Below are 11,415 nucleotides of genomic sequence, written 5' to 3'. Positions count from 1 at the left end.
GACGTTCAGGTCGTGTGAAGATGGCTTCGGATGAGATAGCAGCACACAGGAAGAAGGTCAGGGAGTTCATGGCCAGAGCACCATTCCATAGGAGGTCCCTGAATGAGGATGAGCTGTCATTGTATTGTTCCGCCTTGACGCATGACAGTTATTGCAGCGAGGCGTTGAATCTTCCGGAACCTGTTCTATTGCCATCGTACGAGCGTTTGGAATTCCTCGGTGACGCTGTCCTTGAGTTCATAGCATGTGAATTTGTTTACAAACACACGACATTGGAAGAAGGGAGCATGACCGATTTCAAGCAGGATATTGTCGCTAACAAGAAGATCTCTGACAGGGTGTTGTCATACGGATTGGATATCGATTCCGTTATGTTGGTGGGGCATGGTCATAGGAACGGCAGGAAGAACATCGTGGAGGAGAACATGCGGGCAGATTCTTTCGAAGCCCTCATCGGTGCGACATATGTTCTCTGTGGTATGGATGAGGCCAAGAGGATAGTGACGGAAGTCCTTGCGCCCAGCGTGGATTGATGTGGTCGAGCTTTTATATCACACAACCCGATGTGCGAGTATGGATGTTGAAGAGACCGCGAAGGCCATCAAGGATATGAGGATACGCGGAGCAGGCAGGATCGCAAGGGCCTGTGCATCTGCGTTGTATGAATTTGCGGATACATACAAAGGCGATGATAGGGAGACGTTGATGCATGACATCGAGGATGCTAAGGAGACGCTCATAGAATCTAGACCTACGGCGGTGTCCCTTTACAACGGTGTGATGGCATCGTTGAAGGGGATCGATAAGGAAACGGATGTCGATGCCATACTTTCGACCATCAAGGGTCGCGCAGAGGAATTCATAGACAATTCATACGAAGCGGTCAATTCGATCGCCGAATTGGGCTCCTCCATCATACGTGATGGCGATGTGATCATGACCCATTGTAACAGCAGTGCGGTCATATCCACACTGAAGAGGGCACACGAGCAGGGAAAGAACATCAAGGTGTTCGCCACAGAGACCAGACCATGGAGACAGGGTTTGATCACATCAAGGGAATTGGCGGATGCGGGCATAGATGTCACATTGATCGTCGACAGTGCAGCATGCCTCATGATGGATAACGTCAACAAGGTGTTCGTTGGTGCCGATACGGTCACCGCACAGGGTACGCTGGTGAACAAGGTGGGCACATCCCAATTGGCATTGGTGGCCCATGAGAAAGGGATACCGTTCTACGCATGTGCGGAGACATACAAGTTCTCCCCATTGACGCTCAATGGGGACGACGTCAAGATAGAGGTGCGTGACATAAGGGAGATAGCCAAGGAAGGCGAGGTGCCTGATACGGTGAAGATATACAACCCTGTGTTCGACCGCACGCTTGGAAGATACATAACATACTACATCACAGAGTTGGGGATGATATCCCCGTCATCAGCAAGGGAAACGATTGTAGAATTATTCAACGAGGATTGATTTGGAATGAAGACATATTCTTATCTCCATTTGGGAGAGGACATAGATCCGGATTCCTTCGTCATCTGCGATTACCGTGTCACCACGGAGATGCCGATGGAGAAGGCTGCAGAGGCTATCGCCGCGGAACAGTCCACGGGTACGTGGACAGGTATAACGACACTCAATGACGATGTGTTCGAGAAATATGGTGCACGCGTCAACAAGATCGGCAAGGATACGGTGCGCATAGCATATCCCGTGGCGGATTTCAGTCTCGAGGTGGGAGCGGTACCTCAGATCTTGAGTGTGATCGCAGGCAATCTCTTTGGATTGGAATCCATCGGCAAGCTCAGATTGGAGGATGTGTTCTTCCCGAAGTCCATGTTGAAGGAATTCAAAGGGCCCAAGTTCGGTATCGAAGGTATCAGGAAGGAATTGGACCGTCCGAAGAAACCGTTGGTAGGGACGATCGTCAAACCGAAGATCGGACTCCCTCCGAAGGAGTTCGCGGATTACGTTTATGAAGCCGGCAAGGGCGGATTGACCAATAGCAAGGATGACGAGACTCTTGTGGATCAGACGTTCTGCCCCATAGAGGACCGTACCGTCGCTGTAGCAGAGGCATTGGATCGTCTGGAGTCTGAGGGACACAAGATGATGCATGCGATAAACATCAGCACAGCGGGACACAAGATCCTGGAATTGGCTGACAAGGTACAGAGCTGGGGCGCGAGGGAGATCATGGTGGATGTCATCACCTGCGGATTCTCTGCGGTACAGGTACTGGCGGAGGACCCGTCGATAAAGGTGCCGATACACGTCCACAGGACGATGCATGGTGCGATGACGAGAGATCCGTTGCACGGAATATCCATGCTTCCGATAACGAAGATCGTACGTATGTGCGGCGGAGATGCATTACATATCGGTACGCTCGGGGTCGGTAAGATGTCTGGTGATCCGAGGGATCACCACAACCTCGATGCATGTCTCGATGACATCACCGTGCCTTATAGGACGGTGATGCCCGTATGTTCCGGCGGAGTTTACCCTGGTATCGTGGGCAGGATCATAGAGGCATCGGGTTTCGACGTTCAGATACAGGCAGGAGGAGGTGTCGCAGGACACCCCGGAGGCGTGATGAAGGGCGCCATGGCGATGTCACAGGCCGTGGATGCGGCATTCGAACACATCCCCGTAGAGGAATATGCGAAGGATCATGAGGAACTCCGCATAGCATTGGAAAAGTGGGGACAGAGATGAAGCTTATAGTCAACGCATACGATGTCGAATCCATAGAACCAAGGGCGATAATACACGATCGCGATTGTGTGGAGATCGGTGTCAAAGAGGGCGAACGCGTACAGATATGCGGTAAGAGGCAGTACGTCATGATCGCCAACAGGTCCGACAGTGTGGTCAAGAAAGGATGCATATTGGTCCCGAAGGACGTCATAGAGAAGATAGGTGCCTCCGAAGGGGACGAGGTCTCGGTGATGTTCTCGCCCAAGCCGGAATCCGTAAGGGGCATACGCAAGAAGATGGACAATCAGAAACTCACGAAGGATGAGATCAATTCCATCGTGGTCGATATACTTGAGAACAAACTCTCCAAGATCGAGATATCCGCATGGCTGACATCATTGTACATCAACGGCATGGATATCGATGAGATAGCTGATTTCACGAATTCCATGGTGGATACGGGTGAACGCATACAGTTTGAGCGTACACCTGTGTTCGATTTCCACAGTGTCGGAGGCGTTCCCGGTAACAAGGTCACGCCGATCGTGGTATCCATAGTGGCGGCCGCAGGCCTGATGCTTCCGAAGACATCTTCTCGCGCGATAAGTAGTGCGTGCGGTACATCCGATTTCGTGGAGACGTTCTGTAACGTCGAACTCGATGCCGATAGCGTCAAGAGGATATCGGAAGAAGTGGGCGGAGTTCTCGCATGGGGAGGTTCTATGAACCTCGCTCCCGTGGATGATATGGTCATAAGCGTTGAGAATCCGCTCGGCATCAATCCGAGGGCACAGATGTTGGCATCCATCATGAGCAAGAAGCTTGCGATTGGTGCTACACACCTTCTGGTGGATATCCCCACAGGCCCTGGTACGAAGGTCCCGACGATAGAGATGGCAAGGGCATACACACGCGATTTCATGGAACTCGGTGACAAGTTAGGTATGCATGTCGAATGCGCGGTCACGTATGGCGATCAACCTGTCGGCAGCGCCATCGGTCCGAATCTGGAGGCAAGGGAGTGCATACGTATCCTCGAAGGATGGGATCATCCATCTAGTGTGATCGAGAAGGCATGTGAACTCGCAGGCATCATATTGGAGATGGGTGGGATACCTAACGGTACGGAAGAGGCCGAGAGGATCCTGAAGTCCGGAGAGGCACTGAAGAAATTCAAGGAGATCGTCGTCGCACAGGGCGGTGACCCCAATCTCAAAGCCGATGATCTCAAACCCGGTAAGTACAAACTCGAGATCCTCAGCACATCCAGCGGATATGTCCATACGATAGATAACAAGGATCTCGTACAGATCGCCAGGGCTGCAGGCGCTCCAGGGGACAAGGGCGCAGGTCTGCTTATACTGAAGAAGAAGGGCCAGAGGGTCGAGAAGGGCGACGTGATCATGGAGATCTATGCCGATGTCGAATCCAAATGTCAGCGTGCCAAGGACATGTCGATAAGGCTCCAGCCGATCGATATCGAAGGCATGCTCATAGAGAAGGCTGGAAAGGCGATCAGATGAAGGCATTGTGCTTCACAGTCGATCTTGACAGGGATGTGAACATCCCTGTCAAAGGAAGACGCGAGGCAGGTTCCTTCGATAGAGGCAATGGTACACAACCAAGGTTCGAATCCACTGCTAGAGGGACAGAACTGTTGGTGGAGATGTTGGATTCGCTGCATATCGATGCGACATTCTTCGCTGAGGCGAGAGCACTCCACTCATCAGGAGCATATCAGCATCTGGATGGATATGAGGTCGCGATGCATGGCTTGGACCATGAGGATCTGACCGGTCTGAAGACAGGCATATCATTGGACTATGGGGAATTGAGGGAGATCGTGGAGAGATCTATCTCGATGATACGCGATTGCACGGGTATGAGTCCGAAAGGATTCCGTTCCCCCTACATGTTGGCGAACGAGGATCTCCTCTCATTCCTGCCTGAATACGGTATCACGTACGATTCATCATATTATGTGTATGCGGACAGTGTCGTCAGACCATATCGGTTGGATGGAGGTCTCTTGGAGATACCTGTCGTGAAGGCCAATGATGCTCTCGGTAATCCGATAACGTCATATCTTTGGCCTGTGCACGAGGGAAAGAGGCCCAAGGAGGACATCGTCTCAATGGCAAGGGGATTGGATGACGGTGTGTTCGTATTGGTGACGCATAGTTGGCATGTCTGTGAGACACAAGGTTCAGGGAAATTGGATGATGATAAGGTCAAGGAGAACATATCATCCATACGTTGGATCCTGGAGACACTGATAGATGAAGGATTCAGGCCGATGAGTATGGCTGAGGCAACTAGGACGATGTCGTGAATGTTCCGATCATATCAAGTCTTGATGGATCTTGATCATTTTCGAAGAAATGATGTTCTGTTTTGGTCTCTTCAGCGATTAGTGATAGGTTCATTCGTCGAATTCTCCGTTACGATATAATTTTTCGATGTTGTGACCTTTTCTTATCTCTCTTTCGGTGGAATCCGAGAATGATCTGATTCCATCCTTTCCTATGGTCATATAGCAGTCTGGGCGTAATATGTCATTACTGAGAAGTGCTGTGTTATTCGTTGTAAAGACGGCCTGGAAATCCATTCTCCCGGCAACGAATCTTAGCACATTCAATGCCATCTCATAGTGGTACTGTGCATCAAAGTCGTCCATATACAGGAATTCAACATCATCGAATCTTTTGCTCCAGTAGTAGAAGAGCATGAATGTCTTGGTCCCGGATGATGCTATGTTCTGGAAATTTAACCGTGAATTTTTGAACCGTTGAACGATCGTACCCGGCATACCTTGTATCTTTACACACTCGATATCGACGTCGATATCCCCTAATTCATTGAGTTGGCGTTTGAAATCATCCTCAAGTCCATTGTTTATGATGAAATCCGTTAATGTCTCACCATATCTATCGAGGCCGATGAATGAATTCCCTTCGATATCTGATTTGAAATACAGCATCTTATTGACAAAATTCATGATAAAAGACACTGGCGAATGTTCGTCCTGAACCGTATTGGATGATACGAATCTTAACACAGACATCGGGCCGTTCTTTATGTCGATCTGAAGATCATTGGCGCATTCGTTCTTCAAACGCGTATAATCAGATTCATCTCCATCTCTGGAAAAATATAATTCGCCATCAACTTCCAATCTCTCATACACTATTTCGAAAGGGTGTGCCTTTCTGTATTCATATCTGATCGTTCTATCGCCTTGTTTGAATTCATATTCGAACGTTGCATACTTCTCTGTGCTATCTCCATTAAGGAATGAAGCATCGTCTGTCTGATACGGGTTGTATTGATTGGACGTAAGGGTGACAACTATGTCGAATATGGCAAATCCAAGGTTTGTTTTTCCAGAACCATTCTTTCCAAGAACGATTATCTTGTTAAGGAGCCCATCTTTCACATATTTTTTGTTGAACTCATAGTTTCTGACATTATCGAATGAGATCTCAGTGCGTCCGTTAAAGTTCTTATAGTTCTTGACTGCGAATCTCTTCAACATACTATCACGTGCCGTAATTTTTTTACGGCATATTATTTCAGTCGCAGTATATAATGCATATCTTTACGGACAACTCTCGTATTCAGTGCGGGATGAAGCTAATAACTCCCTGTGTGTACGTAGGATCATTGATGTTTGAGAATTCTCCGATAGATCAGAATGCAGGCCCATCCCAGACGTCTTCCATTTCTTTTACGAACGCGGATGCGAACAACGGATCGTGCTCGATACCATCTTCCGAGACGTAGATGTCAGATCTTTCGAATTTGATCCTTCTTTTCACTCTGAAGATCTTATCGACTTTCGAAATAGAGGGGGCGTCTCTTTTCTTTCCGGATTTTACCTCAATGGCTGCAACATCGTTCCCAAGTTCGATGATCATATCTATCTCCATCATTCCAGGGCCGTTATTCTTGCGATAATACCACATGTGGAATCCTGATTTCATAAGATTCTCTGCGACAACGTTCTCCATTATAGCGCCGCTATTCAGCTCCACATTGCCTGAATAAAGGTCTTGTTTAGCCTGTCTTCCATACATCTCCATCAGCATGCCTGTGTCCGATAGATACACCTTGAATTGATCCCTTACCTCATGCCCTCTCAATGATTTCTCGATGGAGTTGAGCGAGTATACAAAATTACCATATCCTGCTCCCTCTATCCATAACATATTGCCTTTGTACTTCAAAGCGGAATTGCGACTTTTTCCACCATCCACTCTTGAAAACATGAATTTTTTATTAGAATTGGATAATTGTGCAGGGATGTTTTTGAAACAATCCAGGACCTTCACACGATTTATGCTCCTGTTGTAGCGATCGATATCCCTGTAGCAAGATTCCAACAGGTTCCTTTGCACCTTTCCCACGAGGGCATAATCCTTGGTGTCGATGAATGTCTGAACTGCTTCCGGCATACCGCCAACCAGCATGAAGTCCCTGAACAGTCTACTGAACACATCCATGAATGCGGGCCCGATTTCTTTCTTTTCCCTTATGGATTCGCGCAACTTGGAGATCTCGCTCTCCTTTATCCCATTGGCCCAGCAGAATTCCTCAAAATCCAATGCATACATCGTGATCTGTTCATCATATCCTGTGGGTTCTAGAGGCTCGATATCATTTTCAGATTTCCAAGAACCTTCGTCATCGAGATCCTTCGGTATGTCGACACCCAACATGGATCCTGAGGCTATCACATCATATCTTCCATCCAAAGTAAAGGATTTCAAAGCTTCTTTGGCACGCGGACAATCTTGGATCTCATCCAAGAATATCAATGTCGTTCCTGGTTGGATATCTACGTCGGGGCTGAACAGTCTCATCGCAGATATCAGAGAATCCACTTCCAGATCATTTTCGAAGATGTTCCTACTTGATCTATTCGTACTCAGATTGTACTCCACATAGTTCTCATAGTTGGTCTTGGCGAACTCTCTGATAGAGAACGTCTTTCCGACCTGTCTCTGTCCTTTCAATAAGAGGCATTTGTGTGGACGCCCTTTCCATTCAGACAATGTGTCGGAGATCTTTCTTCTGAGCATATTGCTATCATAATTCACATCGCATATAGATTTATCAGCTAATTTTTCTTTATCAATCAAGATTTATTAGCTAATTTTTCTGATTCAGAGATTTACAAAACATGATTATTCCATCAATAACCTCATCACAAGGGATTGTAAACTTACGACCGAGGTCAATGAGGTCGGAATGAGAAATCCATAGGGATCGAGTCATGTTTAAGACAATGAACACACTACAACAACATAGGGGATGATGATCGTAGTTTCAGAGAGATGGAACAACTCCGAAGTTACAAGAATCGAGACCGACTCCCTCTGATGTGTCTTTATATACATTTTGAACATTCGGTTAAGATAGGGTGCCCAGATGACATGCTCTTTAATCAAAGGAACCGACATATCCGCTGGAATCTACGATGAGATTAGAGACAGGATCGCAAAGTTGAGAGAATGCGGTGTCGTACCTGGACTGGCCGCTGTGATGGTCGGTAACGATCCAGCATCACAGGTATATGTCAAGGCCAAAGAGAAGAAATGTGCTGAATTGGGCATCAGATCGGAGATGATCTATCTCTCCGACAACATCACCGAGGAACATCTTCTCTCAAAGATCAAACAATTGAATGAGGACAAGATGATACACGGGTACCTCATACAACTCCCGCTCCCCGATCATATAGACACGGACAAGATCATCAATGCGATAGACCCGAAGAAGGATGTCGATTGTTTCCACCCTGAGAACGTAGGTAGGATGTTGGTCGGCGATCACGTGTTCCTTCCTGCGACACCAGGCGGTGTGCAGCAGATGCTCATCCGTTCAGGGATAAGCACCGAAGGAAAGCATATAGTGGTCGTCGGAAGAAGCAACATCGTGGGAAAACCGATGGCCGCATTGATGATGCAGAGAGGCATAGGGGGGGATGCAACGGTCACCGTCGTCCACTCAAAATCAAAGAACCTCTCAGAGATCACACGTCAGGCGGACATACTGATCGTAAGTATCGGTAAGCCACTATACATCAAGAAAGATATGATAAAGGAAGGTGCCGTGATCATAGATGTAGGCGTCAACAGGATAGATGATCCTGACAGCCCCAAGGGAACGAGGCTTGTCGGTGACGTGGATTTCGATGATATCAAGGATCATGTCTCCGCAATAACACCTGTTCCAGGCGGAGTCGGTCCGATGACGATATGTACTCTTATGGATAATGTGGTCAAGGCTGCAGAACTTTCAATTCAAGCTCAAAAGTGATAATATGATGAGAGAATGTGAGGAACACGGATATTTCCGTGACGAATATTGCCCGGTTTGCGGTGAAGAAGGAAAATTCATCATGAACGATTACGAGTTGGAGAAGCTCGGAAGGACAATGGCAGGCATACTCAGGCATGGGAGATTCAACCTCAAGATGGATGACCAGGGATTCGTGAGGATCAAGGACATCGTATCCAAGGTGAAGGAGAACAATCCGCGTATGCATTGGCTCAGACCACATCACATAATCGCTTTAGCAGACACGGATTCCAAAGGTAGGTATCAGGTCTCAGGCGATGAGATAAGGGCGACATACGGTCACACGATCCCATTGGATCTCAGGCTGGATACGGATAACATACCTGACGAGTTATACTACCCCACAACAGAGGAGGAGGCGGAGATCATCCTTGAGGCAGGACTCATGCCCTCCGACAGGTCGATGGTGCATCTCTCGTTAACATACGATGATGCTTTCGCCGCAGGCTCTGTGCGTGTAGAGAATCCGGTGATACTCGCGATCGATACGAATGCATGTTTCGATGCAGGTTATGACATCGGAAAGGCAGCCAAAACGGTATTCCTTTGCAAACAGGTCCCTGCCGAGTGCATGAGGATCATCTACGAAGAGGAGTTGGAGTAATGCCATATTCCTTGAAGCCTGAGGAGGTCCGCGAGAAGTATGGGCCTATGTTCAGTAAGGGCTTGTATACGATCGTCGATGAGGAGAACGGCCTCGCCAAGATCATAGAGGTATGTACAGCAAGAGGGCCGATGGAGTGGGATATCGTCAACAGGAAACGTACGGGCGGTGTCATCACAGACATAAAGCTTGACGGACACACCTTGATCATGGATGCCGTAGTGGGCGAGAAGGAATTGAAGTTCGGCCCTGCATCCGCTGAGCTTGGCGGACAGGGATTGGAGTCCCTCAAAGTTGTAGGCGACATGGTCCACACCAAATGGAGAGGTATCGCTGGAGCTAGTGTCGGTATCGGTGCGTGTCTCCCGCAGGCTGACGGTGTCATAGAGACGATATATCCTGACGATTTCAAGATCGGCGGAGCATACAGAGCATGTACGGAGATCATCACTCCGAAGATGATCAGAGTGATCATCGGTGTCGATGATACCGATACCCCACAACAGGGGGCATCATGGGTCGCATCACTGAAGATGGGGATGTCATGCCCATACGGAAGGTTCCTGGAGCACAAGATCGTACAGTTGAACCCGAAAGCACCCAACAAGACCACCAACTGCTGTTCCACAGCGGTATCATTCGCTGTCAAACCATCAGAATTGGATAAATTGGTGGATTATTGTAAGGAATTTATCAGGAAGGAATCATATTCCGACGATACCGTCATGACAGTATTCACAGGTCTGAAGCAGTCGGATGCTCTCGTAGAATGGAGTTGGAACGCGAAGAGCGTGCTTTACACCCCTGAGGAAGCGATCAAGGTCGCCGAGGAGAATGATGTGGAGATCATCTACATCACTGGTAAGAAAGGCGTCATCGGTGCTGTCGCAGCCATCGGTTGTTTCGATCTTGGCGTGAGGTCCGCAGGAGTCCCGGAGGATTTTGAGTAATGGGATTCACCGATTTCGTATCCAATGCCACGTACGACCTCTACGAGGCCAAGTTGGAGAAGGAGGTCCTCGAAGGTCAGATGCCGAAGCATGTCGCCATAATAATGGATGGCAATCGCAGATATGCGAAGGATGTGCTCAAGACGGATGATACCAGCGAAGGTCATAGACGTGGTAAGGATAAGGTGGAGGAGGTACTGAACTGGTGCCTCAAACTCAACATCCGTGTGCTGACGATATACGCATTATCCACAGAGAACTTCTCAAGAGAGGATTCCGAGGTGGACTATCTCTTGAAATTGATAATCGAGACGATGTATGAGTTGGCGGATGATGAGCGCGTCCACAAGAATCGGATACATGTGAGGATGATCGGTGACCGTGAATTGGCACCCGAACAGCTCATGGATGCTGTGAAGTGCGTCGAGGAACGCACCAAGGATTATGAGAACTACCGTTTCAATATAGCCGTTGCTTATGGAGGGAGACAGGAGATCGTGAGTGCTGTCAAGGAGGTCGCACGCAAGGTGAAGGATGGCGCGATCGACATATCCGATATCGATGAGAGCAGCATCTCCGGACATCTCTACACATCCGATGATCCCGACCCCGATCTGGTGTTGAGGACATCAGGCGAGTTGAGGTTATCGAACTTCCTGATATGGCAATTGGCTTATTCTGAATTATATTTCACGGATGTGTACTGGCCTGGATTCAGGTACATTGATTTCCTGAGGGCGATAAGGTCGTACCAACAGCGCAGTAGGCGCTACGGTACATGAGATGGAG

The 11,415-nt window shown here is 48.3% G+C and carries 11 protein-coding genes; 9 read left to right on the top strand and 2 right to left on the bottom strand.

Annotated elements, in window-relative coordinates; genetic code table 11:
- The first annotated feature begins 20 nt into the window (after positions 1-20).
- Genes ACI2NF_RS01335 through ACI2NF_RS01315 form a run of 5 tightly spaced genes read left to right on the top strand, consistent with a single transcriptional unit; the run spans position 21 to position 5,041 of the window.
- A complete protein-coding gene (locus ACI2NF_RS01335) occupies positions 21-533 on the top strand; it encodes a ribonuclease III domain-containing protein (RefSeq protein WP_400148556.1) in 513 nt (170 codons plus the stop codon).
- A 40-nt stretch (positions 534-573) separates the two neighbouring features.
- Complete coding sequence (locus tag ACI2NF_RS01330; protein WP_400152408.1) at positions 574-1,482, top strand: ribose 1,5-bisphosphate isomerase; 909 nt, start codon at positions 574-576, stop codon at positions 1,480-1,482.
- A 6-nt stretch (positions 1,483-1,488) separates the two neighbouring features.
- Positions 1,489-2,727, top strand: a complete 1,239-nt coding sequence (locus tag ACI2NF_RS01325; RefSeq protein WP_400148486.1) for a RuBisCO large subunit C-terminal-like domain-containing protein — start codon at positions 1,489-1,491, stop codon at positions 2,725-2,727.
- Positions 2,724-4,232 carry an AMP phosphorylase gene (locus ACI2NF_RS01320; protein WP_400148484.1) on the top strand — a complete coding sequence of 503 codons (1,509 nt, stop codon included), beginning with the start codon at positions 2,724-2,726 and terminating at the stop codon, positions 4,230-4,232. Before ACI2NF_RS01325 ends, ACI2NF_RS01320 begins: the two co-directional genes overlap by 4 nt.
- Complete coding sequence (locus ACI2NF_RS01315; protein ID WP_400151568.1) at positions 4,229-5,041, top strand: polysaccharide deacetylase family protein; 813 nt, start codon at positions 4,229-4,231, stop codon at positions 5,039-5,041. The genes ACI2NF_RS01320 and ACI2NF_RS01315 overlap by 4 nt, the downstream gene beginning before the upstream one ends.
- A gap of 90 nt (positions 5,042-5,131) precedes the next feature.
- On the opposite strand, the gene ACI2NF_RS01310 is transcribed toward ACI2NF_RS01315, so the two are convergent.
- A complete protein-coding gene (locus tag ACI2NF_RS01310) occupies positions 5,132-6,244 on the bottom strand; it encodes an ATP/GTP-binding protein (RefSeq protein ID WP_400196589.1) in 1,113 nt (370 codons plus the stop codon).
- A 154-nt stretch (positions 6,245-6,398) separates the two neighbouring features.
- Complete coding sequence (locus ACI2NF_RS01305; RefSeq protein WP_400210973.1) at positions 6,399-7,790, bottom strand: ATP-binding protein; 1,392 nt, start codon at positions 7,788-7,790, stop codon at positions 6,399-6,401.
- A 349-nt stretch (positions 7,791-8,139) separates the two neighbouring features.
- On the opposite strand from ACI2NF_RS01305, the gene ACI2NF_RS01300 reads away from it, so the two are divergent.
- From ACI2NF_RS01300 to uppS, 4 genes are read left to right on the top strand one after another with little or no spacing between them, the layout of a single operon-like run.
- Entirely contained in the window at positions 8,140-9,030 is an 891-nt protein-coding gene (locus ACI2NF_RS01300; RefSeq protein ID WP_177971223.1) for a bifunctional 5,10-methylenetetrahydrofolate dehydrogenase/5,10-methenyltetrahydrofolate cyclohydrolase, read from the top strand.
- 4 nt (positions 9,031-9,034) lie between these two features.
- On the top strand, positions 9,035-9,676 hold the full coding sequence (locus ACI2NF_RS01295) for an RNA 2'-phosphotransferase (RefSeq protein ID WP_400146814.1): 642 nt from the start codon (positions 9,035-9,037) through the stop codon (positions 9,674-9,676).
- Positions 9,676-10,626 (top strand): tRNA(Ile)(2)-agmatinylcytidine synthase, encoded by a 951-nt coding sequence (locus tag ACI2NF_RS01290; RefSeq protein ID WP_400146812.1) that lies wholly within the window; start codon positions 9,676-9,678, stop codon positions 10,624-10,626. Before ACI2NF_RS01295 ends, ACI2NF_RS01290 begins: the two co-directional genes overlap by 1 nt.
- The gene (gene uppS, locus ACI2NF_RS01285; RefSeq protein WP_400146810.1) at positions 10,626-11,408 is read left to right on the top strand and encodes a polyprenyl diphosphate synthase; all 783 of its coding nucleotides are present in this window, start codon (positions 10,626-10,628) and stop codon (positions 11,406-11,408) included. The genes ACI2NF_RS01290 and uppS overlap by 1 nt, the downstream gene beginning before the upstream one ends.
- Positions 11,409-11,415: the final 7 nt, after the last annotated feature.

The sequence above is a fragment of the Candidatus Methanarcanum hacksteinii genome (assembly GCF_964305265.1).
Lineage (GTDB): Archaea > Thermoplasmatota > Thermoplasmata > Methanomassiliicoccales > Methanomethylophilaceae > Methanarcanum > Methanarcanum hacksteinii.
The sequence above is the reverse complement of the archived record's forward strand: the minus strand, read 5'-3'. Positions and strand labels throughout refer to the sequence as shown.

Bases quoted from the DNA above. Each gene is read 5' to 3' on its own strand.
- ACI2NF_RS01320 (WP_400148484.1), top strand. From the start codon at position 2,724: ATGAAGCTTATAGTCAACGCATACGATGTCGAATCCATAGAACCAAGG.
- ACI2NF_RS01330 (WP_400152408.1), top strand. From the start codon at position 574: ATGGATGTTGAAGAGACCGCGAAGGCCATCAAGGATATGAGGATACGC.
- ACI2NF_RS01295 (WP_400146814.1), top strand. From the start codon at position 9,035: ATGATGAGAGAATGTGAGGAACACGGATATTTCCGTGACGAATATTGC.
- uppS (WP_400146810.1), top strand. From the start codon at position 10,626: ATGGGATTCACCGATTTCGTATCCAATGCCACGTACGACCTCTACGAG.
- ACI2NF_RS01290 (WP_400146812.1), top strand. From the start codon at position 9,676: ATGCCATATTCCTTGAAGCCTGAGGAGGTCCGCGAGAAGTATGGGCCT.
- ACI2NF_RS01300 (WP_177971223.1), top strand. From the start codon at position 8,140: ATGACATGCTCTTTAATCAAAGGAACCGACATATCCGCTGGAATCTAC.
- ACI2NF_RS01325 (WP_400148486.1), top strand. From the start codon at position 1,489: ATGAAGACATATTCTTATCTCCATTTGGGAGAGGACATAGATCCGGAT.
- ACI2NF_RS01315 (WP_400151568.1), top strand. From the start codon at position 4,229: ATGAAGGCATTGTGCTTCACAGTCGATCTTGACAGGGATGTGAACATC.
- ACI2NF_RS01305 (WP_400210973.1), bottom strand. From the start codon at position 7,790: ATGCTCAGAAGAAAGATCTCCGACACATTGTCTGAATGGAAAGGGCGT.
- ACI2NF_RS01310 (WP_400196589.1), bottom strand. From the start codon at position 6,244: ATGTTGAAGAGATTCGCAGTCAAGAACTATAAGAACTTTAACGGACGC.
- ACI2NF_RS01335 (WP_400148556.1), top strand. From the start codon at position 21: ATGGCTTCGGATGAGATAGCAGCACACAGGAAGAAGGTCAGGGAGTTC.